Origin of the sequence: Streptosporangium sandarakinum (assembly GCF_050942225.1) — a bacterium.
Taxonomy (GTDB): Bacteria; Actinomycetota; Actinomycetes; order Streptosporangiales; family Streptosporangiaceae; genus Streptosporangium; species Streptosporangium nondiastaticum.
The window spans coordinates 4,935,950-4,960,420 of sequence record NZ_CP192034.1; the positions used below are offsets into that span (position 1 = coordinate 4,935,950).

Here is a 24,471-nt window from a genome sequence, read left to right on the forward strand (position 1 = left end):
TTCCGGGCCGTCCCCGCATCCGGAAGGTGAGAAGTGAGAGCGTTCGTCATCACCGAACCGCGCCGGTGTTCGGTGCTGGACGTCGAGCCGCCGGTCCCGGCGCCCGGCCAGGTCGTCGTGGACGTGGAGCGGGCCGGGTTGTGCGGCACCGACGTCGAGTTCTTCACCGGCGAGATGGCCTATCTCCACCAGGGCCACGCGCGCTACCCGATGCGCGTCGGGCACGAGTGGTGCGGGACCGTCGCCGCCGTGGGCGAGGGCGTGGACGAGCGCTGGATCGGCAGGCGCGTCACCGGCGACACCATGCTCGGCTGCGGCCGGTGCCGCCGCTGCCGCGCGGGGCGGCGGCACGTGTGCGACGCCCGCCACGAGATCGGCATCCGCGGCGGGTGGCCGGGCGCCCTGGCCGAGCAGGTGGCGGTGCCGGTCACGGCGCTGCACCCGCTGCCGGAGGAGGTCGACACGGTGGCCGGCGCCATGGTGGAGCCGGGCGGCAACGCGCTGCGGGCCGTACAGGCGGCGGAGGTGGAGCCGGGTGACCGGGTGCTGGTGGCCGGTCCCGGCGCGATCGGGCTGCTGGCGGCCTCGTTCGCGCTGGCCCAGGGGGCGGAGGTGCACGTCCTGGGTGTCTCGGAGCGGTCGCTGGCGTTCGCCCGCACGCTCGGGGCGCACGGGGCCTGGACGGCCGAGCGGCTGCCCGCCCTGCCGTTCGACGCGGTGATCGACGCCACCACCTCCCCCGGCCTGCCGGCGCGGGCCCTGGAACTGGTGGAGCCGGGCGGGCGGGTGGTCTGCATCGGCCTGGCGCCGGACCCCAGCACGATCGACACCCGGGCGATGGTGCTCAAGGACGTCACGATGACGGGGGTGCTGAGCGGCTCCGGCGGGCTCGCCGAGACGATCGAGCACTACGCCTGCGGGGAGGTGGACCCGCGCCCGCTGGTGGCCGCCACGGTCGGCCTGGAGGAGGTGGCCGGCGTGCTGGCGGGCTCACGCCCGGCCGGGGCGGGCCAGGGGCCGAAGATCCACGTCGATCCGCGGCGATGACCGGCGGGGCGCCCGCGGCGGCGATCGGAGGGTGCCGGAGGACGTCACAGGTGCAGTGCCCGCTGGGCCGAGCCGCGCCACTCCACGAACAGGACGGTGGCGTCGTCCTGCAGTTTGTGCTCGTGGTATTCGAGCAGCTGGTGGACGAGGCGGCGCAGGATCTCGGAGATGGGCAGCCCGGCGGAGTTCTGGCGGACGACGAAGTCGACGAAACGCTCCAGCCCGAACTCCCGCCCCTCGTGGTCGCGGGCCTCGATGATGCCGTCGGTGTAGAACAGCAGCCGGTCGCCGGGCTCCAACTGCTCCTTGCAGAGGGTCACCGGCAGGCCGAGGTCGAGGCCCATGGGGTGCGCGGGCCGGCAGTCCAGGGTGCCGACCCAGCGGCCGTCCCTGATCAGCACCGGCGGGTGGTGGCCGCGGTTGACCCAGGTCAGCTCGCCCGTCGCGGTGTCGAGGTGGGCCAGGATCGCGGTGGCGAACCGGTGGGCCCGGCCGAACTGCTCGACCAGGACCCGCTCGACGTTCTTGCTCGCCTCGACGAGGTCCGCCCCCTGGCGGCGGCTGTTGCGGCAGGCGGAGACCGCGAGGCTGGCGGTGATCCCGGCGGCGGTGTCGTGGCCCATGGCGTCGAAGATCGCCAGGTGCACCATGTCGCCGGCGACGGCGTAGTCGAAGGCGTCGCCGCCCACCTCGTAGGCCGGCTCCTGGGCGGCGCTGATCGCCACCTCCTCGTTGGCGAAGGTCTGCAGCGGCATGAGGTTCCACTGCATCTCGGCCGCGACGTTCATCGGGCGGGTGCGCACGAGCCGGGCGTAGGAGTCGCTGTGACCGCGCTTGCTCTCGAGGATCAGCGCGGCCAGCGACGCGAGGGCCTTGATGTCGGAAAGGGCCTGGTCGTCCGGGATCCGGGCGCTGACGCGGAGGACGCCGAGGCGTTCCGTGCCGTTCAGCAGCGGCACCCACCACCACTCCACGCGGCCGTCATCACCGGTCTTCGGCAGGATCCGCACCTCCTGGAAGGCCCGGCCGGCGAGGGTGGTGTCGACGCGCAGTTCCTCCGGCCCGGAACCCTCGTTCCCGGCCGCGTCGAGCCCGCGGCCGGTCAGGAGGCGCAGGACCTCCTTCTGGAGGTCGGCGATGTACATCCGCACGTCGAACAGGCTGGCGTGTGCGGCGTGCTCGTTGACCAGTGAGGGCAGCCTTTCGAGCGCGATCAGGTGGCTGGCGGCCAGCAGGCCGGTCAGCATCCGGGCCGTGTCCCTGGGAGTGTCGGTCATCTGGCTCCCGTCTCGCGTGGACGGTCCGCGCGTCCACGGCCTCTTTCCGGGAGGTCGCGGCCCCGCCGGTGGGCGGGTGAACGGAACGCCTGCCGCGAAGCTGCCCCGAAACCAGCAGGCTATGTAAGGTTCCCCTCTACCTGGAAAAATAGCCGAAATCCTGGCCCGCTCCCCCATCGGGGATGCCGTCTCCGGGACGTACGGGAGAGCCGCCCGCGGACGGGACGGCCGGCGCGGTGGAGCGCGCCGCCCCGGGACACGCGGGACGTCCGGGCGCCCGGCCGGCGACCGCGCCGCCGCGGGGCGGTCATCGGCCGGGTATCGGGAGGAAAAGATTGCCCTCCCCCACCGTGCCCGTCACGGCCGCCCCGGCCCCGCTGTGGTCTCGTCGATGACGGAGGGGAAGCCGCCACGGAGCCATGTCGAGATCGTGTGGAGAGGAAGCCCGGATGACCACGGAGCAGGAGACGGACGTCATCAGCGTGCTGACGCACGACCACCGCGAGGTGGAGGAGATGTTCAGCGAGCTGGAACGGCTGGACGGGGCCGACGCCGAGCGGCGCGGGAAGCTGACCGAGCGGGTCATCACCGAACTGGTCCGCCACTCGGTCGCCGAGGAGGCCTACCTGTACCCGGCCGCGCGCGAGCTGATCCCGGGCGGGAACGAGCTGGCCGACCGGGAGATCGCCGAGCACGCCCAGGCCGAGCGGACGATGAAGGAGCTGGAGGGGACCGATCCCGCCGACCCCCGGCACGTCACCCTGATGGCCCGGCTCATGCGGGAGATCCGCGCGCACATCCAGGAGGAGGAGCACGAGCTCTTCCCCCTGCTGCGCGGCAACGCCTCCGCCTCCCAGCTCGCCGAACTGGGCCACAAGGTTCAGGCGATGAAGAAGATCGCTCCTACCCGGCCGCACCCGGCCGCGCCGGACAGGCCGCCGGCCAACAAGATCATGAACCCGCTCACCGGTCTGGTCGACCGGATGCGCGACGCCCTCACCGGACGCGGCAGGGAATGAGGCGACCGGGCCCGGCGGACCTCGGCCGGGCCCCATAACACGGAGATAGGGGGTTTTTGGCAGATCCCGCCGAAGCGCTCCGGCCAATACTTTGACAGCACCCCTCACAAGGAGTGCTGATGTTCAGTCGACGTACCCTCCTGACCGGAGCCACCGCCGCCCTGGCCCTCGCGGCCTCCCTGTCGCCCACCGCGGCACAGGCCGCCCCCGCACCCCTCCCCCCGGCCGCCATGGACGCCCTCCAGCGCGACCTGGGCATCACCGCCGAGCAGGCCGTGCAGCGGCTGGCCAACGAGTCCCGCGCCATCGGCGTGCAGGCCAACCTGACCAAGGCGCTCGGCGCCAAGTACGCGGGGGCGTGGTTCAACGCCGACGCCTCGCAGTTCCTCGTCGCCACCAGCGACGCCGCCCAGGCCCCCACCATCAAGGCGCAGGGCGCCCAGCCCGTCGTCGTCGGCCGGTCGCTGGCCGACCTCGACGCGGTCAAGACCAGGCTCGACCAGGCCCCCGAGGCCGCCAGGGCCAAGGCGGCCCTGTGGTACGTCGACGTCCCGACCAACAGCGTCGTGGTCGAGGCCGCCGACCAGGCCGCCGGTGAGGCCCTCGTCGCCGCGGCCGGCCTGAGCCGGGACGCGGTCCAGGTCAAGGTCAGCGCCGAGCAGCCCAAGACGTTCATGGACCTCATCGGCGGCAGCGCGTACTACATCAACGGCACCAGCCGCTGCAGCATCGGCTTCGCCGTCACCCGGTCGGGCAGCCCCGGCTTCGTCAGCGCGGGCCACTGCGGCCGGACCGGCGCCACCACCACCAACCCGTCCGGCACCTTCGCCGGCTCGTCGTTCCCCGGCAACGACTACTCCTACATCTCCACCCCGGGCCACAACCCCACGCCGTACGTGCGCGGCTCCGGCGGCTCCCTGGTCACCGTCCGCGGCTCGTCCGTGGCGGCGATCGGCTCCTCGGTCTGCCGCTCCGGCTCCACCACCGGCTGGCGCTGCGGCACGATCCAGCAGTACAACGCGACCGTGAACTACGCCCAGGGCACGGTCACCGGCCTGACCCGCACCAACGCGTGCGCCGAGCCCGGCGACTCCGGCGGTTCGTTCATCTCGGGCAACCAGGCCCAGGGCATGACCTCCGGCGGCTCGGGCAACTGCTCCTCCGGCGGCACGACCTACTTCCAGCCCGTCAACGAGGTCCTCAGCGCCTACAGCCTGACCCTCAAGGTCGGCTGACCGTCCTTCTCGACACTCATGACGACGCTGCGCGTCGCGGCTCGAGGGCTCATCACCCGGTGTCTTCCCTCGTCACTCCGCCGCTTCGCGGCTGCGTTCCTCAGTCCAGACACCGGCCCCCCCTCGCAGTCCCCCGTCAGGGCGAGGCTCCCTCGCCCTGACGGGCACCCCCCAACGGCCGAGGAGGCTCCCCAGATGTCCAGGATCATCCGCGCCCTCGCCGCCCTCCTGGTAGGGTTCGCCGCTCTGGTGGCGATCTCGCCCGCCTCGTCCGCGCAGGCGGCCGGGGCCGACGCCGGGCAGGCGGTGGCGGCGCGCGTGCTGCGCTACGACGCCAGCCGGGCCGCCGAGTTCCGCACGGCGGTCGACCAGGCCGCGCAGATCTGGAACTCCAGTGTTTCCAACGTGCGCCTGGTGGCCGGCACCCCCGCGGACTTCGTCGTCCTGGCCGACTACGGATGGCCCCGCACCCAGCCGGTCAGCCTGGGCCGGGGGACCATCTGGATGGGCAGGCAGGCCACCGCTGAGGGCCACAACCCGCTGCGCATCGCCACCCACGAGATCGGTCACATCCTGGGCCTGCCGGACCGGCGCACCGGTCTGTGCACGGACCTGATGTCCGGCGCGAGCGCGGGTACCAGCTGCACCAACCCCTACCCGAACGCGACCGAGAAGGCCCAGGTGGAGCGGAACTTCGCCGGTTTCGCCCCGGCGATCCGCTTCGGCGAGATCTACGTCGACAGCCCCGAGGCCGCCCTGCGGTAACCCTTCCGGCTGCGACCCGGCATCCCCTCCGAGCGGCGGCCGGCCCGGACGATCCGTTCGTCCGGGCCGGCCGTTCGCGTGCCCGGACCCGTCGCCGGGTCCGGAGCGGCACCGGGGAGCGGGGGAGCCGGAGGACCCGGGGAACGCGGAGAGTCCGGCGGGCACCCCTGGCCGCTTTCATACTCGTGTGCGTATACTCGTAGACGAGTATGAAAGCGGGGGCAGGTATGACCAAGCGCCGCAAAGTGAGCAACATGCTCGGCCTGGCCGTGCTCTCGGCGGTCGTCGCCAAGCCGATGCACCCCTACGAGATCGCCTCGGTGCTGCGCGAGCGCGGCAAGGACCGGGACATGAAGATCAAGTGGGGCTCGCTCTACACCGTGGTGCGCAACCTGGAGAAGCACGGTTTCCTCGCCGTGGCCGGGACCGTCCGGGACGGCGCGCACCCCGAACGGACGATCTACCGCATCACCGAAGCCGGACGCCGGGAGTACGCGGACTGGACCCGCGAGCTGCTCGCCGAGCCGGATCGGGAGCCGCCGAGGTTCGAGGCCGGGCTTTCGGTGATGGGGGTGATCCACCCGGACGAGGTGGCCGTCCTGTTGCGGCGGCGGCTCGACGCGCTGGAGCGGGAGATCGGCGACCAGCGGGAGGCGCTGGCCGGATGCGCCGGGGTGCCGCGGCTCTTCCTCGTCGAGGCCGAGTTCGACCTGGCCATGCGCGAGGCCGAGGCGACCTGGACCCGCTCGCTGCTGGAGGAGCTCGTCACGGATTCCTTCCCGGGCCTTTCGGCGTGGCGGGAGTGGCACGAGACGGGCCGGATGCCGGCGGAGATCACCGCCCTCGCGGAAGGGACCGGTCCGGCCGACCGTCCCGGGAAGGAAGACCCGCCCTAGAGGAACCGGAAGAAGAGGAGACCCGGCGGGGTGGTGCAACACCGCCGCCGGGTCGTCTACCTCGAACCGACGCCCGCGGAACGGAACCCGGCCACGAGGTGGCAACGGCAACGATAGCCGGGTTCTCCGGGGAGCGGTTCGGACACCCCCATCCGAAACCGGAGGAACCATGGAGAGAATACGTCTCACCCAGACCCAGGCGTGGCAGATGGAGGGCGCGGCGGCACGGTGGTACGCCCGCCAGCGCGCCTCGGCCCCCCAGCTCGCCGCGGTCCGCCGATACGCCGCGCGGCTCGCCGAGGGCCTGCCCGCCGGGGCGGCCGTGCTGGAGGTGGCCCCCGGCCCGGGATACCTGGCCGTCGAGCTGGCCGCGCTCGGGTTCGCGGTGACCGCGCTGGACCTCAGCCGCACGTTCGTGGAGATCACCGCCGAGAACGCCCGCCGGGCCGGCGTGCGCGTCGCCGTGCACCACGGCGACGCGGCAGACCCGCCCTTCGCCGACGGGTCCTTCGACCTCGTCGTCTGCCAGGCCGCCTTCAAGAACTTCGGCCGGCCGGTCCGGGTCCTGGACCAGATGCACCGCGTCCTGCGCGACGGCGGGACGGCGGTGATCCACGACATGAACAGGGACGCCACCTCCGCCGACATCGACGAGGAGGTCGCCCGGATGGGGCTCAGCCCGCTGAACGCCTTCCTGACGAAGGTCCCGCTGAGGGGACTCCGGAACCGCGCCTACTCCCGGGAGCGCTTCGAGGCCCTCGCGGCCGAGAGCGCCTTCGGGACCTGCGACGTCCGGGCCGAGGGAATCGGCCTGGAGGTCCGGCTGACCAGAAGCGACATATGGGTATAAATCCACCTAGAAGCATCGGCCGATCTTTCGGGGGGCATCGATGAGCACAGCGGAAACCGGCAAGAAGGCCCGGGATGTGATGCACCAAGGCTGCGAGTGCGTCGGTGAGCACGAGAACCTGCGCACGGCCGCGCGGATGATGCGCGACATGGGCGTCGGCGCGTTGCCGATCTGCGGCGACGACGACCGGCTCAAGGGGATCCTCACCGACCGCGACATCGTGGTGAAGTGCTGCGCCGAGGGCAAGGACCTCGAACGGACCACGGCCGGCGAACTGGCCCACGGCCTGGTGTGGGTGGACGCCGACACCAGCGTCGAGGAGGCGCTGAGCAAGATGGAGCAGCACCGGATCAAGCGACTGCCGGTGATCGAGAACCATCGCATCATCGGCATGATCAGCGAGGCCGACCTGGCCAAGGAGCTGCCCGACAGCAAGCTGGCCGAGTTCGTCCACCGCATCTACGCGCCCGCCTGACCGGACCGCCCGGCAGACGCGCGGGGGACCCCGGCCGGCCGGGGTCCCCTGGGACCTCTCCTCGCAGGGCCTTCTCCCCGGCCTCAGCGCAGCGCGCAGAGGGTGGCGTCGGCGAGGTCGAGGAGCCGGGGCGTGATCTCGCTCGGGTGGCGATTGATCGCGAGAGTGACCTGGCGGCGACCGTCGGGGCTGGAGGCCGCGATCGTGCGGTAGCCGTTGAAGCCGCCGCCGTGCCCGACCCAGGTGCCCGCGCAGTGCTTCAGTTCGGTCTCGTACAGCCCGAGCCCGGCGTCGGCGCCCGGCCACATGCGCGCCGGATCCGCGGGGACCGTCGTACGCATCTCCTTGAGCTGGGCCGCGGGCAGCAGCCTGCCGCCGAGCAACGCGGCCCAGAAGCGGTTCAGATCGGAGGTCGTCGACACGAGCGCGCCCGCCGCGCCGCCGTAGGTCATGTTCCACTTGGTGGTGTCGTACCGCTTGCCCTCGTCGTAGACGTAACCGTGCGCGTGCCGCCCCGGGATACGCGGGTTGTCGCCCGGCCACCACGTCCCGGTGAGCTTCAGCGGCCTGAGGATCCGCCGCGTGATCTCCGTGCCGATGTCGTTGCCCGTGGCCTGCTTCACGATCATGGCCAGGAGGGCGTAGTTGGTGCTCGAATAGTTCCACGGCTTGTCCGACCGCGGTACGCGCAGCCCGATCGCGAACAGGTCGTCGGGCTCGAAGTGCTTGAAGCGGTCACGCAAGGCGTCGATCTCGTCCGAGGACGTGTAGTCGCCGAGCCCGCTCGTGTGCCGGAGCAGGTCCCTCACGGTGATCTTCTCGTTCGGGAGGTACCGCGTCAGGGGCGTGTCCAGGCTGATCTCGCCCTCCGCCACGAGCTGGAGCACCACCGTCGCCGTGAACGACTTGGTGATGCTGCCCACCCTGATCCGCTCGTCACCGCGCATCCGTCGGCCCGCGAGGATGTCCGCCACCCCGCTGCCCAGTGACACCTGCCTGCACGCCGGGGAGCTGACCGTCGCGAGGATGCCCGGCGTGCCCCCCGCCTTCACGATCGCGTCGAGCGACCGTTGCAGCGCGCTCGTGTCGCATCCCCGTGTCGCGGCCGACGCCTCCGGCGCCACTCCGGCCGTCACCGTCCCCACAGCCGCGGCCAGTGCCAGCGCCGCGGCGGCTCTCGTGTTTCTCATGCCCCCAGTTTTCGATGTCCCGCGCGGATCCGCCTCGTGCTTCAGGCCCGACCTGCTCCTCCCGGAGGACCAGCGGGTCGCCCCTCGTGCGGCGGCGTCCGACGGCGGCGGACCCGCCGCCCCTCGTCCCGGTACAGGCGGCACGACACTAGGTTGGACCTGTGACGACCCTCGCCCAGCTTCGCAAGGCCGCCCTTTCTCACCCCGAGACCGCCGAGCAGGTCATCGACTCAGGAGTCGTCGAATTCACCGTGCACGAGAAGCGGTTCGCGTCGATGGGCGAAGACGGCCTGGTGGAACTCCGCCTCCCCGCGCCGGATACGGACGAGGTCCTTGCCGCGCATCCGGCAGCGCAGCCGCTGACCCGCGGCGCGACGCCGGTCGGCGTACGTGTCCCGATCGGGGACATCAACGGTCAGCAGCTCAACCACTGGGTGCGTCGCGCCTGGCTTTCGCAGGCGCCGAAGCGACTGGCAGCGCGAGTGGCCGCCGGGGACACCGCGACGCCCGGTGAGGTCGGCGACCTGCCCAGGGCCATCGGAGGGCCCGCCACCCGGGCCCTCACCGGCGCAGGCATCACCACGCTCGCCCAGGTCGCCGCCCTGACCGACGCCGAACTGCTGACGATGCACGGAGTCGGCCCGAAGGCTGTTCGCATTCTCCGGGCGCGGCTGATATCCGGTGGATCCGCGTGACGCGTCGTTGGCACAGTAAGCGATATGGTCACACCTGCTGCCCCTTTCGTCCCCGGCCTTGAGCTCGCGAGGACTCTGTACGAGGAGGCGGTGAGGCCGATCCTCGACACCGCCTATCCCGGGCTTCGGTACGCGGCCGCCCGGATCGGCGCGGGGTCCGAGGTCCTGGGATTCGACACCGCGCGCTCGGCCGACCATGACTGGGGACCTCGACTCGAGCTCTTCCTCACCCCCGAGGACGCGGTACGCCACGGTGGGCGGATCCGCGACCTCCTGGCGCAGCGGTTGCCGAAACAGGTGCGTGGATGGCCCACCCACTTCCGCCGCAGCAGCGATCCACTCGATCCGGTCGGCCATATGGAGCTGACCGAGGGCCCGGTCGACCACCGGGTCTCGGTGCACGAGGTGGGCTCCTGGCTGACCGCACGGCTGGGCCCTCGCGCGGCGGCCTGGGGCGATGTGGGACCGGCGATCGGCGACTGGCCGGCGCTGCCGCAGCAGAGACTGGCCGAGGTGACCGGCGGTGTGGTGTTCCGCGACGATCCGGGTGATCTCACCGCGGCCAGGCGACGGCTGGCGTGGTACCCGGAACAGGTCTGGCGCTACCTGCTGGCCTGCCAGTGGCAGCGGATCTCCCAGGAGGAGGCGTTCGTCGGCCGCTGCGCAGAGGTCGGGGACGATCTGGGTTCGGCCATCGTGGTCGCGCGCCTGGTCCGTGACCTGATGCGGTTGTGCCTGCTGATGGAGCGACGCTATGCGCCGTACGGCAAGTGGCTCGGCAGCGCCTTCGGGCAGCTGAGGATGGCCGGACGGCTGGCACCGTCGCTACGCGGCGCCCTGGCCGCGACCGACTACCCCGGCCGGGAGCGGCACTTGTGCGACGCGTACGAGATCGTAGGCCGGACGCACAACGCCATCGGGCTCACAGAGCCGGTGGATCCGACCCGCCGGCCCTACCACAGCCGGCCGTTCCTGGTCCTGCATGCCGAACGCTTCGCCCGGGCCCTGCTGGAGACGGTCACCGATCCCCGGTTGCGTGAGCTGCCTCTGACCGGAGGCGTGGACCAGTGGGCCGACAGCACGGACCTTCTGGATCGGCAGGACGCCATCGACGCGGCCGTGGACGCCATCGTCTGATCTCGATGCCCGTTCCCGCCGACGCGCCCTTCGTCGCGGAGCCGCCGCCCACCTGATCGGCGCCGACGGCCTGAAACGCATCGTCACCGCCGTGGACGAGGCTCCCGAGCAGCCCGCATCCCCCCGCGCGGAGGAGTCGTGCGGTGCGGGACCGGCGTCCGGGGTAAGAGATCTCACATGCCCCTGACGAGCCCCGGGGACCTTCTCACCGCCGGAGGTGTCCCACGATGACCAAGGGCCGCATCTGCGTGTCCGTGGCCGCCGACGCCCGCCCGGAGCGGGTGTTCTCCGTACTGACCGACTGGCCGCGCCACCGGGAGTGGATGGTCCTCACCCGGGCCCGGGTGACCGGCGGCGACGGCCGGAGCGCCGGGAGCCGCCTGGCGGCCTTCACCGGCGTCGGTCCCCTCGGCTTCCTCGACACCATGGAGATCACCGGGTGGGACCCGCCGCGGACCGTCGCGGTCCGGCACACCGGAGGGCTGGTGCGCGGCACCGGGGTCTTCCGGGTGCTGCCCCGCGGCGGGGGCAGCACGATCGTCTGGGAGGAGGAGCTGGACCTGCCGCTCGGCGCCGCGGGGCGGCTGGGCTGGGTCCTGCTCAGGCCGCTGAACGCGGTGCTGTTCCGCTTCTCGCTGCGCCGCCTGGCCGGGCTCAGCGGCCGGTGACCCGGACGGGCCGCGGCCGCGTGCCCGCCGGACCGGGCGACCCGCCGTGGAGCGGGCTCGGCCCGCGTCCGCCGGGCTCAGCCGCCGGTGAGGCCGCGGCGCGAGTCGTGGACCGGACCGGGGCCCGGCTCGTCGCGGATCACCTCTCCGTGGATCACCGGGCCGGAGCCGCCCGGACCATCCTGGCCGCCGGTCCCGCCGAACGGCGAACCCGCGGAGCCCGTACCGAACGGGGAACCCGCGCCGAACGGGGAACCCGCGCCGAACGGCGAGCCCGGCCCGAACGGCGAGCCGAGGCCCGGCCCGGCGGCCGACCGGGCGAGGGTGCTGCGGACCCGGCGGGCGAAGAACCAGGCGCCCAGGCGGCGGACCAGCGGCCGGGTGAGGGGCAGGAGGCACATGAGCCCCGCGATGTCGGTGAGGAAGCCCGGGGTGAGCAGCAGCATGCCGCCCGTGACGACCATGGCGCCGTCGGCGAGCTCGCGTTCGGGCATCCGGCCGTCGCGCAGCGCCTCCTGCAGGCCGCGCCACGCCCTGCGACCCTCGCGGCGGACGATCCAGGCGCCGAGAAGGCTGTCCGCCAGCAGGAGGGCCACCGTGGGCCAGCCGCCGATGACCTGCCCCGCCTGGATCAGAACCCAGATCTCCAGGATCGGGACCACCAGGAAAAGCAGGAACAGCACTAAGCGCATCTTTTCCTCAACTCATGTGACAGCCGTACGACTGTGACAACGCGCCGGGGCGTCGCCGCGTTCCACCGTTCTCCCTGACGTTCCCCGATGTCCCCCGGAGGTCATCCCGGGGTTCTCCCGGAGCCCGCGCGGGGGCTCCCGGCGTCCCGGCGGCCGGGGCCCGATGCCCAGCGCGAGCGACGCAGGCGGCCGGGGCCCGGCGCTCAGCGCGAGCGGCGCAGACGGCCGGGGCCCGGCGCTCAGCGCGAGCGGCGCAGACGGCCGGGCAACCCGGCCAGGCCCCACTGCATGATCCGCCAGAACGCCTCGACCATGATGCCCCGGCTCATCTTGCTGACCCCGGCGGTGCGCTCCACGAACACGATGGGCACCTCGGCGACGCGCAGGCCGTGGCGGACCGTGCGCAGCGTCAGGTCCACCTGGAAGCAGTAGCCCTGCGACTCCACGTCGTCCAGGCCGATCTTCTCCAGGGTGGCGGCGCGGTAGGCGCGGAAGCCCGCGGTGGCGTCGCGGACCGGGATGCCGAGCATCATCCGGGCGTAGACGTTGGCGCCGCGCGAGAGGAACTCGCGGGAGGCGGGCCAGTTGACCACCTCGCCGCCGGGCACCCACCGCGAGCCGATCACCAGGTCGGCCCCGCCGGCCAGCCGCTCCAGCAGCTTGGGCAGCTCCTCGGGCTGGTGGGAGCCGTCGGCGTCCATCTCCACCAGGACGTCGAAGCCCTCGGCCATGCCCCAGCGGAACCCCGCGATGTAGGCGGCGCCCAGACCCTGCTTGCCCGGCCGGTGCAGCGCGTGGACGTGGTCGTCGCCGGCCGCCAGCTCGTCGGCGACCGCTCCCGTGCCGTCGGGACTGGCGTCGTCGGCCACCAACACGTGCGCCTCGGGCACCGCGGCGCGCACCCTGCCCACGATCGCCGGCAGGTTCTCCCGCTCGTTGTAGGTCGGCACGACGACGAGCACCCGGCCCGGCATCCGCTCCATCACGCGTCTCCCACCTGCTGTTCGTCCCTCCCGCCCGCGGAGTGGGCAAGGTTGCGGATCCGGCGCGCCGCGACGGCGGCCATCGCGCCCGTACCCATAAGTATTAAGATCCATTCGGGCAACGCGCCAGCCCTGGTTGCGATGGTCTGCCCGGTTCTGACCGGCACGGTCAGCACGTCCATCGCGGGGACCAGCTCGCCGGTGCGCCAGACGACCTCGCCGTCCGGGTTCACCAGGGCGGAGATCCCGGTGATCGCCGAGGTCAGCACCGCCCGGTTGTGCTCGACCGCCCGCAGCTGCGACATGGCGAGCTGCTGGGGCGGCAGGTTCGTCAGCGCGTAGGTCGCGTTGTTGGTCTGCACCACCAGCGGGGTGGCCCCGGTCCTGGCGGTGTCGCCGACGACGCCGTCGTAGGCGACCTCGTAGCAGTTGATCGCCCCGACGGTCACCGGCCCGACCCGGAGGTCGCCGTCGCGGGTGCCGGGCACCGACTGCTTGCCGACCAGGGCGGCCCGCTCGAACAGGGCGAACATGAGTTCCTTGAGCGGGGTGTACTCGCCGAACGGGACCAGCTTCTGCTTGTCGTAGTACGCCCCGGGCCCGGTCACCGGGTCCCACACGATGCTGCGGGTCGCCCGGCCGTCCTCGCCGATCCCGACCACCGCGCCGACCAGCACGGGCACCCCGACGTCCTTGACGGCGTCGTCGATCTGGCGGCGGGCGAACTCGCTGCGGTAGGGGTCGATGTCGGTGGAGTTCTCCGGCAGCACGACCAGGTCGGGCTTCGGCATCCGGCCCTCCCGTACGGCGCGGGCCATCTCGTGGAGCATCCGGGTGTGGTTGCCCAGCACCACCGCCGGCTCGTTCCCGAGGGGGTTCATGCCGCGGCCGGGGACGTTGCCCTGGATGACGCCGATCCGGACCGTCCGGCCCTCGTCGCCGTGGCGGGGCACGGCGAACGCCGCGGCCGGCACGGCCAGCGCCCCGGCGAGCGCCAGCGCCAGCGGCGCCCGGCCCCGGCGTCCACCCGGCCCCGGGCCCGCCCCGGGGTCGTGCCCCGCCCGCGATGCCCACAGCCGCAGCGCGGCCAGCGCGAGCAGCCCGCCGCACAACGCCACCGCGAAGCCCACCAGCGGGGCCCCTCCGACGGCCGCGTACGGGGTGAAGACCGAGTCCCCCTGGCTGAAGGCCAGCCGTACCCAGGGGAAGCCGCCGAACGGGAACGACCCGCGGGCCTTCTCCATCGCCACCCACAGCGCGGCGCTCCACAGGGGCCACAGGGGCAGCCGGGACACCAGGGCCGATCCGGCGGCCCAGGCCGCGTAGAACAGGCTCTCAATGGCCGTCAGGCCCAGCCAGGCGTCGGTCCCGATCGGGCTCGCCCAGTGCAGCGCGGGCAGCAGGAACACGAGGCCGGTCAGCAGGCCCGGCCACACGGCGCGGCGGGCTCGCAGGCCGTACGACGCGAGCACGGCGAGCGCCACGCCGAAGGGCGCCAGGAACCACAGCCCGAGCGGCGGGAAGGACAGGAACAGCAGCAGGCCGCCCGCGACGGCCGCCGCGGCGCGGCCGGACGCCGGATGCGAGAGGAGCGCGGCCCACCGGTGGGGGGACTCCCCCGGCGCGGCCGCAGGCGGGACGGCCGTCTTCTCCTGCACCACGGGCGTGGCTCTCCTTCGGGGCGTCATGCGGGCGTCGTGCGGGCATCGGGCGCCCGGCCCCTCCGACCGGCCCGTCCGGCCCTTTTCCTAGCCCGAACGGTACCGTCCCCGGAGCACGGCGAGGAAACCACGGTCCGGGAAACGTCCCGGGACGAACCCCGGGTCTCCGGAAACGGCAACGGGGTGATCCCCGGGCGGACGGAGGCCCGCGGGATCACCCCGGCGCTTGCGGCGCTCGCACGGGAGCGGGAAGAGGGCCCGGGCCGCCCTTCGGACCGGTTCCGTCCCGTCGGCGGCGGGCGCGGATTGCCGTTGTCTACTGGGTGCCCGGGCCCCTCCTGGGTCCAACCCCCCGCCCGGAAGGGGTGCCCCGCCTCGACGGAACACCGATCCTGCGCCTGGCTGTACGGACGGGGTCTCCCCCGTCACGGGCGCAGGAGGCGGCGATGTCGAAAGGCGGCCAACCGGTCAGTCCCGTGCTGGACTGGGCAGCAAACTACCGACCCCAGCGCAGATGTCAACCGTGTCCCTAACAGCGGAAACATCAAGTTTCCGCAGCTGGGACAGGATCGGCGAGAGCCGTCAATGGTCTCATGTGATCCGATGTACCTCAAGTCGAGAGAGCGCCCCGGGCAGCGGACCGTCGTGGACGACGCCAAGGCGGCGGGTCGCCCTGGTCAGCGCGACGTAAAGATCGCTGGCCCCGCGTGGCGACTCCCCCAGGATCGCCTCCGGATCCACCACGATGACCGTGTCGAACTCCAGGCCCTTGGCCTCGGCGACGGTCAGGACCGCCGCCGGGGCGTCCAGCGCGGCGGCTCCAGGCGCGGCGACCGCGCCCGGGACCGCCCCGGTGACGAGCTCGCCGTACTTCTCCCGGCCGGTCTCCGGGACGATCACCACCGTGCGGCCCCCCTCGGCGATCTCGGCGGCGACCAGGCCGGGCAGGCGGTCCGCCGGGGAGGCCGCCCAGGGCCGGGCGCCGGTCTCGCGGACCGAGGTGGGCGCGCTCAGGCCGGGCCCGACCAGGGCGAGCACCTCCGCCGCCACGGCCATCAGCTCGGCCGGGGTGCGGTAGTTGACCGTGAGGGTCTCCTGCCGCCAGCGCCCGGCGACGTACGGGTCGAGGACGTCGCCCCAGGAGCGGGCTCCCGCCGAGGAGCCCGTCTGCGCCAGGTCGCCGACGATCGTCATCGACCGGCTGGGGACGCGGCGCATCACCATGCGCCAGTCCATCTCCGACAGCTCCTGGGCCTCGTCCACGATGACGTGGCCGAACGCCCAGGTCCGGTCGGCCGCGGCGCGCTCGGCGGTGGTGAGGTACACCTCGTCGGAGAGGTGGCGGGCGGCGAACTTCTCGGCGTCCATGATCTCCGCCAGGCCGGTCAGCTCCAGCACCTCCTTGGCGTAGGTGAGCTGGTGCTGCCGCTCGTCCTGGGCGGCGGCCCGCGCCAGGGCCTGCTCCTCCTCGGCGAACCACGCCCCGGCCCGCAGCACCGCCGGGTCGATGTCGCCGAGCAGCTCGGATGCCTCGTCCAGCAGCGGCACGTCGGAGGGGGCCCACCAGTCCTCGCCGCGCCGGGGCGGCTCGCGCAGCAACAGCTCGCGCTCGGCGGCGTCCAGCAGCCCGCCCGCGGCGTACTCCAGCCGCTCGCGCGAGGTGAACAGCCCCACCAGGAGCTGACGGGGGGTGGTGTAGGGCCACAGCCTGTTCAGCGCGGCCTTGACGGGCCGCTCGGTGCGCAGGTCCTCGCGGATGCCGGCCAGCTCGTCGTCGTCGATCACGCCCTTGCCGAGCTGCTTGGCCATCTGCCGGGCCAGGATGTTGAGCAGGTGGCGGACGAACACCGCGCGGGCCTCGTTGTGCGGCCTGCCCGAGCGGGCCGCCCGGTTGCGCGCCGCCTCCAGGGCCCGGCCGTCGAGCCTGAGGGTGTGGCCGTCGAGGCGGATCTCGACCGGCTTGCGCGGCACCCGCTGCCGCTCCCGTACGGCCCGCGCCACCACCTGGACCATGCGCGCGTCGCCCTTGACCGCGGCGACCTCCGGGCGCTCCCGGACCGTGGGGACGAGCCCGGGGTACAGCTCGGCGACCGTGGACAGCAGCACGTCGGTCTCGCCCAGCGAGGGGAGCACCTGGTCGATGTAGCGCATGAAGGTCGAGTTGGGGCCCAGGATGAGCACGCCCCGGCGGGCGAGCCGCTCCCGGTGGGTGTAGAGGAGGTAGGCCGCCCGGTGCAGGGCGACCACCGTCTTGCCGGTGCCGGGACCGCCCTGCACGACCAGCACGCCGTCCAGGTCGGAGCGGATGATGCGGTCCTGCTCGGCCTGGATGGTCGCCACGATGTCGCGCATCCGCCCGGTCCGCCGGGCGCCGAGGGAGGCCAGCAGCGCAGCCTCGCCGTTGAGGGTGGCGACGTCCTCGTCGGTGAGTCCGTCGAGGTCGAGCAGGTCGTCGTCCACCCCGACCACCGTGCGCCCCTTGGTCTGCAGGTGGCGGCGGCGGGTGACGCCCATCGACGCGGCGGGGGTGGCGCCGTAGAACGGCTGGGCCACCGGCGCCCGCCAGTCGATCAGCAGCCGGCGCTGGTCGTCGTCGGCCAGGCCGATGCGCCCGATGTAGAGGGCGGTCTGGTCGGTCTTGTCGAGCCGTCCGAAGCACAGGCCGTTCTCCACGCCCCACAGGCGGCCCAGGCGCTCGGCGTACATCCCGGCGAAGCTGTCGCGCTCGGAGCGGTTCTGGTGCGTGCCGCCGCTCCCACCCTGCGCGAGCACCTCGTCCAACTGGCGCTGGGTGCGCTCGCGGAGCACGTCGAGCCGCTCGTAGAGAGCGGAGACGTATTCCTGCTCCCGAGCGACCTCGTGTTGACGGACGGTCGCCGATCCATTATTGTTGATGCTAATGGGATGCTCCGGGCTCATTTGGCTGTTGTGACAGCCAGCCATCTTAGCAGCCTCGTCGAGGAACCCGCCTCCACACCCCGATCACAGCTTGGTCTCGGCCTCTCCGTCCTCGCCTGATCCCACGCGCTCCCCCGGCTCGTACCTCCCCCGCCCTCTGCCGCACGCACCGCCGCCCCCGGCCACCGTATGCCCGCCGCATGCCCGCCGCATGCCCGCCGTACGCCGCGCCCGTCATGCGGCCCGCTCACGTCTTCCGCCGCGCTCCCGCGCCCGTCGTACGGCCTGCCGCGCCTTCCCCGCCGCCGCACAGGCGGAAAGGACGCGACGGGCTCCCGCAAGGCTCCGTGAGGCTTCCGTGGGACCCCGCAGGCTTCCGTGAGGCCGGCGGGACTCCGTGGGGCACTCTCCAGGCCCGACGGGGCTCAGCGGGCCCCGTGGGGCTCGGCGGGCGGGGTCAGGCGTCCCCGCCGGGCCCGCCGCCCGCCGGTTCCGGGGGCCGGTGCTCGTACGGCGTGCTCAGCACGACGGTCGTCCGGGTCGATACGTTGGCGGCGGTGCGGATCTGGCTGAGCAGCTCCTCCAGCGCGAACGGCGACGCCACCCTGACCTTGAGGATGTAGCTCTCGTCACCGGCGACGCTGTGGCACGCCTCTATCGCGGCCAGGTGGGCCAGCCGGACGGGGGCGTCGTCGGCGGCGGCCGGATCGATCGGCTTGATGGACACGAACGCGGTCAGCGGGAGCCCGATCGCCTCGTAGTCGACCAGCGCGGCATATCCCCGCACCACCCCGCGTTTCTCCAGCCGACGCACCCGCTGGTGCACCGCCGACACCGACAACCCGGTCTCCTTGGCGAGGTCGGTGAAACTCATCCGGCCGTCACTCGCCAGTAATGTCACGATTCGGCGGTCGATCTCCTCCACCCGGTCAACGGTATAGCCACCCGGCGGTCTCCCGCGCCGCCCTCCGGTCACGTCATGGTCCCAACGCCGCCCGCGCCTCAGCCGCTCTCGGCCCGCGTGCCTTCCGCGTTCCCCGGGTCATGCGAGTCGCCGGCGCCCTTCGAGCCGCCGGCTTCCGCCCGTGCCGCCTTCCCGTCCGCCGCAACCCCGGCGGAGGGCTCCGCGGTCTCGCCGGAGGACGCCGGAGTCCCGCCGGAAGACGGGGCCGGGACGTCCGTCCGCTCGGCTCCGGCCTCGCCGTCGGAGACGTCCGGAGCGTCCGGGACGTCGGCGACCGGCAGGGTGAGGACGAAACGGGCGCCCTCGGTGTACTCGGTGTCCAGCCAGATCTTGCCATGGTGCTGCTCGACGATCTTCCGGCAGAGAGCCAGGCCGATCCCGGTGCCCTCGTAGGCGTCCCGGTGGTGCAGCCGCTGGAAGATCACGAAGATCTTGTCGGCGAAGTGGGCCGGGATTCCGATCCCGTTGTCGGTCAGGGAGATCCGCCACTCCCCGTCGCTCCGCTCGGCCTCGATCCGGATGTGCGGCCGTCTGCCGGGGGTGCGGAACTTCAGGGAGTTGCCGATCAGGTTCTGCCAGAGCATCACCAGCTGGGTGCGGTCGCCGACGACCACCGGCAGATCCCCCACCTCGATCTCGGCGTCCGACTCCTCCACGGCCGCCGCGAGGTTGGCCAGCGCGTGGCCGATCATCTCGTTCAGGCCAGCCGGGGCCGGCTCCTGGCGGACGCGGCCCACCCGGGAGAAGGTGAGCAGCTCGTTGATGAGCACCTGCATGCGCTTGGCGCCGTCGACGGCGAAGTCGATGTAGGTGTTCGCCCTCTCGTCGAGCTGGTCGGCGTAGCGCTGCTGGAGCATCTGGCAGAAGGAGGCGATCTTGCGCAGCGGCTCCTGCAGGTCGTGGGAGGCGACGTAGGCGAACTGCTCCAGCTCGGCGTTGGATCGTTTCAGCTCCTCGGCCTGGGCGGCGATCTGCTGCCGGGAGCCGCGGGCCTCCTCCAGCTCGGTGACGATCCGCAGCCGCATCGCCTCCATGTCGCTCGACAGCGCCGCCAGGTCGGCCGGGCCGCCGGTGTCGACGTGATGGGAGAAGTCGCCCCCGGTGACCCGGCGGGACGCCTCGCCCAGGCGCGCCAGGGGGCGGAACACCGCCACCCGCAGCAGCACCGCGACCGTGAGGATCGTCAGGAGGAAGCCGGCCAGGATGATGAAGAAGGTGGTGTCGCGGGTCGTGCGGCTCCGCTCCAGCTCGGCGCGGGCGCGGTCCCTCGCCGCGCTCCAGGCGGCGTTCTGGTCGTCGAGCGCGCGGCGGACCGCGTCGAAGGCGGCCTTGCTCCCCTCGGCCCGCAGCTGGGACACGGCCGAGGGGCCGCTGCGCCGTACGGCCTCGATCATCGGTTCGGCGTACTCGGAGCGCCACCGCTCGCTCAGCCGCTCGACCGACTCCAGCCGGCCCAGCGCCTTCTCCCCCGGCGCCACCGTCCGCACCTGCGCCGCGGCGGCCCGCTGGGCGCTCAGGCCGTCCTCGTACGGCTGGAGGAACTCCTCCTTGCCGGTGATGGCGAAGCCCCGCAGGCCGGTCTCCTGGTTCAGGAGACTCGTCTGCATGCGCTCGGCCTGGAGCCTGCCCACCGTGATCTGGTCGATGAGCCGGTTGGACGCCTGAGCCGCGGTGCGCAGCACGCTCGCGCCGAACACCGCGGATACGGCGAGCAGCACGGCCATGGCCAGCAGCACGACGTTGAACCATGTCTGCGCGTTCCAGCGGCCATGCCGGGAACGGGCGGCGCGCGCCTGGTCGGAGGTCATGACGTCTCATCTCGGGGATCCGGCCCGCGGAGGGCCGGGGAACACAACGGCTGACGAAAGATACCGGAACGGGTGGCCTTCGCCGTACCCGATCCGGACCGGCGGGTTCGGGGGCAGACAGGACGTACCGGCGGCAGGGTGGGAAGCTGGTGCGGTCGCCGCCGTACGACGGCACACGCGTCCTGTGGAGGTAATGGTGTCCGACGAGTTCGACGTGATCGTGATAGGGGCCGGCCCCGCCGGGGAGAACGTCGCCGCCCGGGCCGTCCGCGGGGGGCTGAGCGCCGCGGTGGTGGAGGAGGACCTCGCCGGCGGGGAGTGCTCCTACTGGGCGTGCGTGCCCAGCAAGGCGCTGCTGCGCCCGGTGGAGCTGGCCGCCGACGTCCGCCGGGTGCCCGGCATGTCCACGGGCCCCCTGGACGTCGCCGCGGTGCTCGCCCGCCGCGACGAGGCCGTCTCGCACCTCGACGACGCCGGGCAGGTGAAGTGGATCAAGAGCGTGCCCGCGGAGTTCGTACGGGGCCGGGGGCGGCTGAGCGGACCGCTGCGGGTCGAGGTGACCGCTCCCGGCGGCGCCGTCCGCCTGCTGACCGCCCGGCACGCGGTCGTGCTGGCCACCGGCAGCCGGGCGGCGCTCCCGCCGATCCCCGGTCTGCGGGAGGCGGCCCCCTGGACGAGCCATGAGGTGACCGTCGCCCGGGAGATCCCGAAGCGGCTCGTCGTGGTGGGCGGCGGCGTGGTGGCCTGTGAGATGACGCAGGCCATGCACGGGCTCGGCGCCGAGGAGACGACGATGCTGGTGCGGGGCCGCTCGCTGCTGGACCGGATGGAGCCGTTCGCCGGGAAGCTGCTGCGCGACTCGCTGGCCGACGGCGGCGTCGACGTCCGCTTCGGCGTCGAGGTGACGAAGGTGGAGCGGTCCGTACCGGGTGGCCCGGTGACCGTCCACCTGAGCGAGGGCCCGCCGATCACGGCCGACGAGCTGCTGATGGCCACCGGGCGCCGGCCCGCGACCGGCGACCTCGGCCTCGGCACCGTGGGCCTGCCCGAGAAGGGCCCGGTGGAGGTCGACGACAGCATGCGCGCCACCGGGGTCCCCGAGGGCTGGCTGTACGCGGTGGGAGACGTCAGCGGCCGCAACCTCCTCACCCACATGGGCAAGTACCAGGCGCGGGTGTGCGGCGACGTGATCGCGGCGCGGGTCCGGGGCGACCGCGACGACCTGCCGGGGCTGCGCGCCGTCGCCGACTCCCTCGGCGCGCCCCAGGTGGTCTTCACCGACCCGCAGGTCTGCGCGGTCGGCCGGACCGAGGCCGCCGCCCGCTCCGCGGGGTTCGACGTGCGCGTGGTGGAGTACGACCTGGCCTCGGTGACCGGGGCCTACCTGCTCGGCGAGGACTACCGGGGACGGGCGAAGGCGGTGGTGGACGAGCGCCGCCGCGTCCTGCTCGGCGTGACCTTCGTCGGCGCGGGCGTCGCCGAGCTGCTGCACTCGGCGACGATCGCGGTGACCGGCGAGGTGCCCCTCGACCGGCTGTGGCACGCCGTACCGTCCTTCCCCACGGTCAGCGAGGTCTGGCTCCGCCTCCTGGAGGAATACGGCCTCTGACCCGCGAGGGGGCGCCGGTGTCTGGACTGAGGAACGCAGGAGCGAAGCGACGGAGTGACGAGGGAAGACACCGGGCTCCAGCCCCCGAGCCGCGACACGAAGTGTCGCAATGAGCCCGCGAGGGGGCGCCGGTGTCTGGACCGAGGAGAGAGCGAGCGCAGCGAGCGAACGACGAGGGAAGACACCGGTCAAGAGCCCCCGAGCCGCGACACGAAGTGTCGCAATGAGCCCGCGAGGGGGCGCCGGTGTCTGGACCGAGGAACGCAGGAGCGAAGCGACGGAGCGACGAGGGAAGACACCGGGCAAGAGCCCCCGAGCCGCGACACGCAGTGTCGCAATGAGTACAGCAATGAGGGCAAATTTAGATAAGTTTTGCGATTTTTCTGACACCACCCGCGGGCAACATGCGGAATCACAACCGTAGAGGTGAGGTTCCATGACGCCCGGGGGGTGAGGCCGTCGCATGGGGACGAGTGATGACGCGGCGGGGTGGCCCGTGCCCCGGGAGTCCGCTCTCCCGGCGTCGGAGCAGCGGCATCCCTCCCCCGATCCTGACTTCCGGGTGCTGGATCGGCGGGAGCGGGCCGTCATCGGCCGGATGCTGGTGGGCCTGACGCTGGGCATGGCCCTCTCCCTGGCCGGTCAGACGGCCGCCGATGCGCTGCCCGCGCATGTCGTGGCCTTCTACGACCCCTACCTGTACGGCGTGCTGGTCCTGGCCATGACGCGCGGCATCTCCCGGCCCGGCTGGGCCCTGCTGATCGGCGGCCTCACCGGGGCGGGCACCGCGGCCGGTCACATGACGGCTCACGCGCTCGACCACCAGACCCCGCTCGTCCCCGGCGGCACCGAGGGCACGGGGGGCATCGGGGGCATCGGCTGGGAGATGGCGGTGCTGGCCGCCGTGCTGATCGCCTTCGGCCTGACCGGGCATCTCTGCCGCCGTCCCGGCCGGTGCGGCGACCTCGTGGTGGGAGTGCTCAGCGGGCTGCTGCTGGCCCGGTTCGCCCAGGAGCTCCGGTCGGCGGAGCTGCTGGACCGCGTGGGCTCCCTTGCGGTTCCGTGGTCGCTCGCGGCTCTGGCGGTCATGGGCCTGGCGTTGCCGGTCATCCTGCGGCCGACCGCGGCGGCGCGGGTCCGCACCGCCGCCGTCACCCTGGTCTGCGCCGTCCTCTGCGTGGTCGTCCTCTCCGCCCTGCCCCTGTCCGGCTGACCGGGAGGGCCGCCGGTGCCTCCGGCGGCCGGGAGGGTCCGGGTTCAGGGCGGTCCGCGGGGACGGGTTCCGGGGTCACGCCATCCGGAGGAGGCCGACCCGAACAGGCCGGCCCGAGGAGGCCGACCCCGAACAGACCGGCCTGAGGAGGGGCCCCGGCCTTCCCCCGATCAGCCCTTGGCGACGGCCCTGCTGATGACCAGGCGCTGGACCTGGTTGGTGCCCTCGACGATCTGCAGCACCTTCGCCTCGCGCATGTACCGCTCGACCGGGAAGTCCTCGACGTAGCCGTAGCCGCCGAGCACCTGCACCGCGTCGGTGGTGACCTTCATGCACATGTCGGTGGCGAACAGCTTGGCCATGGCGGCCTGCGTGCCGTACGGCCGGCCGGCGTCGCGCAGCCGGGCGGCGTCCAGGTAGAGGGCGCGCGCTGCGGCGATGCCGGTGGCCATGTCGGCGAGCATGAAGCCGACGCCCTGGAAGTCGGCGATCCGCGAGCCGAACTGCCGGCGCTCCCTGGCGTAGGAGGCGGCGGCGTCGAAGGCGGCCTGGGCCACGCCCACCGCGCAGGCGGCGATGCCGAGCCGCCCGCCGTCCAGGGCGGCCATGGCGATGCGGAAGCCCTCGCCCTCGGAGCCGACCAGGGCGTCGGGGCCGAGCCGCGCCGCGTCGAAGCGGACCTGGGCCGTCGGCGAGGACTTCATGCCCATCTTCCGCTCGGGCTCGCCGAACGACAGGCCCGGCGTGCCGGCCGGGACGTGGAAGCAGGAGATGCCGCGGGCCCCGTCGGGCGAGGTGCGGGCCATGAGCGTGTAGAAGTCGGCGGCGCCGCCGTGGGTGATCCACGCCTTGACCCCGTCCACCGTGTAGCCGTCGGCGTCGCGCGCGGCCCGGGTGGTCAGGGCGGCGGCGTCGGAGCCGGAGTGGGGCTCCGACAGGCAGTAGGCGCCCAGCAGCTCGCCGCCGAGCATCTCCGGCAGCAGTTCCGCTCGCTGGGCGTCGGTGCCGTAGGCGGCGACCGGGAAGCACGACAGGGTGTGCACCGACAGGCCGAGGCCGACCGCCAGCCATCCGGCCGCCAGCTCCTCGATCACCTGGAGGTAGACCTCGTACGGCTGCGCCGCGCCGCCGTGCTCCTCGGGGTAGGGCAGCCCGAGGAGGCCGGCGCGGCCCAGGGTGGTGAAGACCTCCCGGGGGAAGCGCCCGGTGGCCTCATCGGCCGCGGCCCGGGGCGCGACCTCCTTGCCGACGAGGTCGCGGACCAGGTCGATCAGGTCGTGGGCCTCGGCGGTCGGCAGAACACGTTCAACGGTCATATCCGCTCCAGGTCATGGGCGAGAGCGACAAAAAGGGTGACCGGGTTCACCGGCCACCCCGATTGTGACACTT

The 24,471-nt window shown here is 72.9% G+C and carries 21 protein-coding genes; 12 read left to right on the forward strand and 9 right to left on the reverse strand.

Annotation, left to right across the window (positions count from 1 at the left end):
- The first annotated feature begins 33 nt into the window (after positions 1 to 33).
- Positions 34 to 1,047, forward strand: coding sequence for a zinc-dependent alcohol dehydrogenase (locus ACQP10_RS23180; RefSeq protein ID WP_346022439.1), 1,014 nt, complete (start codon positions 34 to 36; stop codon positions 1,045 to 1,047).
- 44 nt (positions 1,048 to 1,091) lie between these two features.
- Here ACQP10_RS23180 and ACQP10_RS23185 read toward each other — a convergent pair whose 3' ends face one another.
- Positions 1,092 to 2,324, reverse strand: coding sequence for a PP2C family protein-serine/threonine phosphatase (locus ACQP10_RS23185; RefSeq protein ID WP_433539704.1), 1,233 nt, complete (start codon positions 2,322 to 2,324; stop codon positions 1,092 to 1,094).
- 449 nt (positions 2,325 to 2,773) lie between these two features.
- On the opposite strand from ACQP10_RS23185, the gene ACQP10_RS23190 reads away from it, so the two are divergent.
- From ACQP10_RS23190 to ACQP10_RS23215, 6 genes are all read left to right on the forward strand, one after another.
- Positions 2,774 to 3,343, forward strand: a complete 570-nt coding sequence (locus ACQP10_RS23190; RefSeq protein WP_346022441.1) for a hemerythrin domain-containing protein — start codon at positions 2,774 to 2,776, stop codon at positions 3,341 to 3,343.
- Between the two features lie 119 nt (positions 3,344 to 3,462).
- Positions 3,463 to 4,578: a S1 family peptidase gene (locus ACQP10_RS23195; protein ID WP_346022442.1), complete on the forward strand. Its 1,116-nt coding sequence runs from the start codon at positions 3,463 to 3,465 to the stop codon at positions 4,576 to 4,578.
- 195 nt (positions 4,579 to 4,773) lie between these two features.
- Positions 4,774 to 5,343: a snapalysin family zinc-dependent metalloprotease gene (locus tag ACQP10_RS23200; protein ID WP_433539705.1), complete on the forward strand. Its 570-nt coding sequence runs from the start codon at positions 4,774 to 4,776 to the stop codon at positions 5,341 to 5,343.
- A gap of 227 nt (positions 5,344 to 5,570) precedes the next feature.
- The gene (locus ACQP10_RS23205; protein ID WP_346022444.1) at positions 5,571 to 6,239 is read left to right on the forward strand and encodes a PadR family transcriptional regulator; all 669 of its coding nucleotides are present in this window, start codon (positions 5,571 to 5,573) and stop codon (positions 6,237 to 6,239) included.
- Between the two features lie 169 nt (positions 6,240 to 6,408).
- Complete coding sequence (locus ACQP10_RS23210; RefSeq protein WP_399501367.1) at positions 6,409 to 7,089, forward strand: class I SAM-dependent methyltransferase; 681 nt, start codon at positions 6,409 to 6,411, stop codon at positions 7,087 to 7,089.
- Positions 7,090 to 7,129: 40 nt separating this feature from the next.
- Positions 7,130 to 7,564, forward strand: coding sequence for a CBS domain-containing protein (locus tag ACQP10_RS23215; protein ID WP_346022446.1), 435 nt, complete (start codon positions 7,130 to 7,132; stop codon positions 7,562 to 7,564).
- A gap of 83 nt (positions 7,565 to 7,647) precedes the next feature.
- On the opposite strand, the gene ACQP10_RS23220 is transcribed toward ACQP10_RS23215, so the two are convergent.
- A complete protein-coding gene (locus ACQP10_RS23220) occupies positions 7,648 to 8,754 on the reverse strand; it encodes a serine hydrolase domain-containing protein (RefSeq protein ID WP_433539706.1) in 1,107 nt (368 codons plus the stop codon).
- A gap of 161 nt (positions 8,755 to 8,915) precedes the next feature.
- Here ACQP10_RS23220 and ACQP10_RS23225 point away from each other — a divergent pair, with 161 nt between their 5' ends.
- From ACQP10_RS23225 to ACQP10_RS23235, 3 genes are all read left to right on the forward strand, one after another.
- Positions 8,916 to 9,449: a hypothetical protein gene (locus ACQP10_RS23225; RefSeq protein ID WP_346022448.1), complete on the forward strand. Its 534-nt coding sequence runs from the start codon at positions 8,916 to 8,918 to the stop codon at positions 9,447 to 9,449.
- Positions 9,450 to 9,473: 24 nt separating this feature from the next.
- Positions 9,474 to 10,586, forward strand: coding sequence for a DUF4037 domain-containing protein (locus tag ACQP10_RS23230; RefSeq protein WP_346022449.1), 1,113 nt, complete (start codon positions 9,474 to 9,476; stop codon positions 10,584 to 10,586).
- A 227-nt stretch (positions 10,587 to 10,813) separates the two neighbouring features.
- Entirely contained in the window at positions 10,814 to 11,254 is a 441-nt protein-coding gene (locus ACQP10_RS23235) for an SRPBCC family protein (protein WP_346022450.1), read from the forward strand.
- A 77-nt stretch (positions 11,255 to 11,331) separates the two neighbouring features.
- Here the strand turns inward: ACQP10_RS23235 and ACQP10_RS23240 are convergent, their stop codons facing one another.
- The 6 genes from ACQP10_RS23240 to ACQP10_RS23265 all read right to left on the reverse strand — a co-directional run bounded on the left by ACQP10_RS23240 (position 11,332) and on the right by ACQP10_RS23265 (position 20,260).
- A complete protein-coding gene (locus tag ACQP10_RS23240; RefSeq protein ID WP_399501365.1) occupies positions 11,332 to 11,946 on the reverse strand; it encodes an FxsA family protein in 615 nt (204 codons plus the stop codon).
- A 239-nt stretch (positions 11,947 to 12,185) separates the two neighbouring features.
- Complete coding sequence (locus ACQP10_RS23245; RefSeq protein ID WP_179828212.1) at positions 12,186 to 12,929, reverse strand: polyprenol monophosphomannose synthase; 744 nt, start codon at positions 12,927 to 12,929, stop codon at positions 12,186 to 12,188.
- On the reverse strand, positions 12,929 to 14,590 hold the full coding sequence (gene lnt / locus ACQP10_RS23250; protein ID WP_399501364.1) for an apolipoprotein N-acyltransferase: 1,662 nt from the start codon (positions 14,588 to 14,590) through the stop codon (positions 12,929 to 12,931). The genes ACQP10_RS23245 and lnt overlap by 1 nt, the downstream gene beginning before the upstream one ends.
- A 591-nt stretch (positions 14,591 to 15,181) precedes the next feature.
- A complete protein-coding gene (locus ACQP10_RS23255) occupies positions 15,182 to 17,509 on the reverse strand; it encodes a HelD family protein (protein ID WP_346022453.1) in 2,328 nt (775 codons plus the stop codon).
- Positions 17,510 to 17,945: 436 nt separating this feature from the next.
- Positions 17,946 to 18,413, reverse strand: coding sequence for an Lrp/AsnC family transcriptional regulator (locus ACQP10_RS23260; protein ID WP_179828206.1), 468 nt, complete (start codon positions 18,411 to 18,413; stop codon positions 17,946 to 17,948).
- Positions 18,414 to 18,490: 77 nt separating this feature from the next.
- Complete coding sequence (locus ACQP10_RS23265; protein WP_399501363.1) at positions 18,491 to 20,260, reverse strand: sensor histidine kinase; 1,770 nt, start codon at positions 20,258 to 20,260, stop codon at positions 18,491 to 18,493.
- 193 nt (positions 20,261 to 20,453) lie between these two features.
- Here ACQP10_RS23265 and ACQP10_RS23270 point away from each other — a divergent pair, with 193 nt between their 5' ends.
- Together ACQP10_RS23270 and ACQP10_RS23275 are read left to right on the forward strand one after the other, a co-directional pair.
- The gene (locus ACQP10_RS23270) at positions 20,454 to 21,869 is read left to right on the forward strand and encodes a dihydrolipoyl dehydrogenase family protein (RefSeq protein ID WP_433541937.1); all 1,416 of its coding nucleotides are present in this window, start codon (positions 20,454 to 20,456) and stop codon (positions 21,867 to 21,869) included.
- Positions 21,870 to 22,332: 463 nt separating this feature from the next.
- On the forward strand, positions 22,333 to 23,082 hold the full coding sequence (locus ACQP10_RS23275; protein ID WP_399501361.1) for a hypothetical protein: 750 nt from the start codon (positions 22,333 to 22,335) through the stop codon (positions 23,080 to 23,082).
- A 170-nt stretch (positions 23,083 to 23,252) separates the two neighbouring features.
- Here the strand turns inward: ACQP10_RS23275 and ACQP10_RS23280 are convergent, their stop codons facing one another.
- A complete protein-coding gene (locus tag ACQP10_RS23280; protein ID WP_346022457.1) occupies positions 23,253 to 24,398 on the reverse strand; it encodes an acyl-CoA dehydrogenase family protein in 1,146 nt (381 codons plus the stop codon).
- Positions 24,399 to 24,471 lie beyond the last annotated feature (73 nt).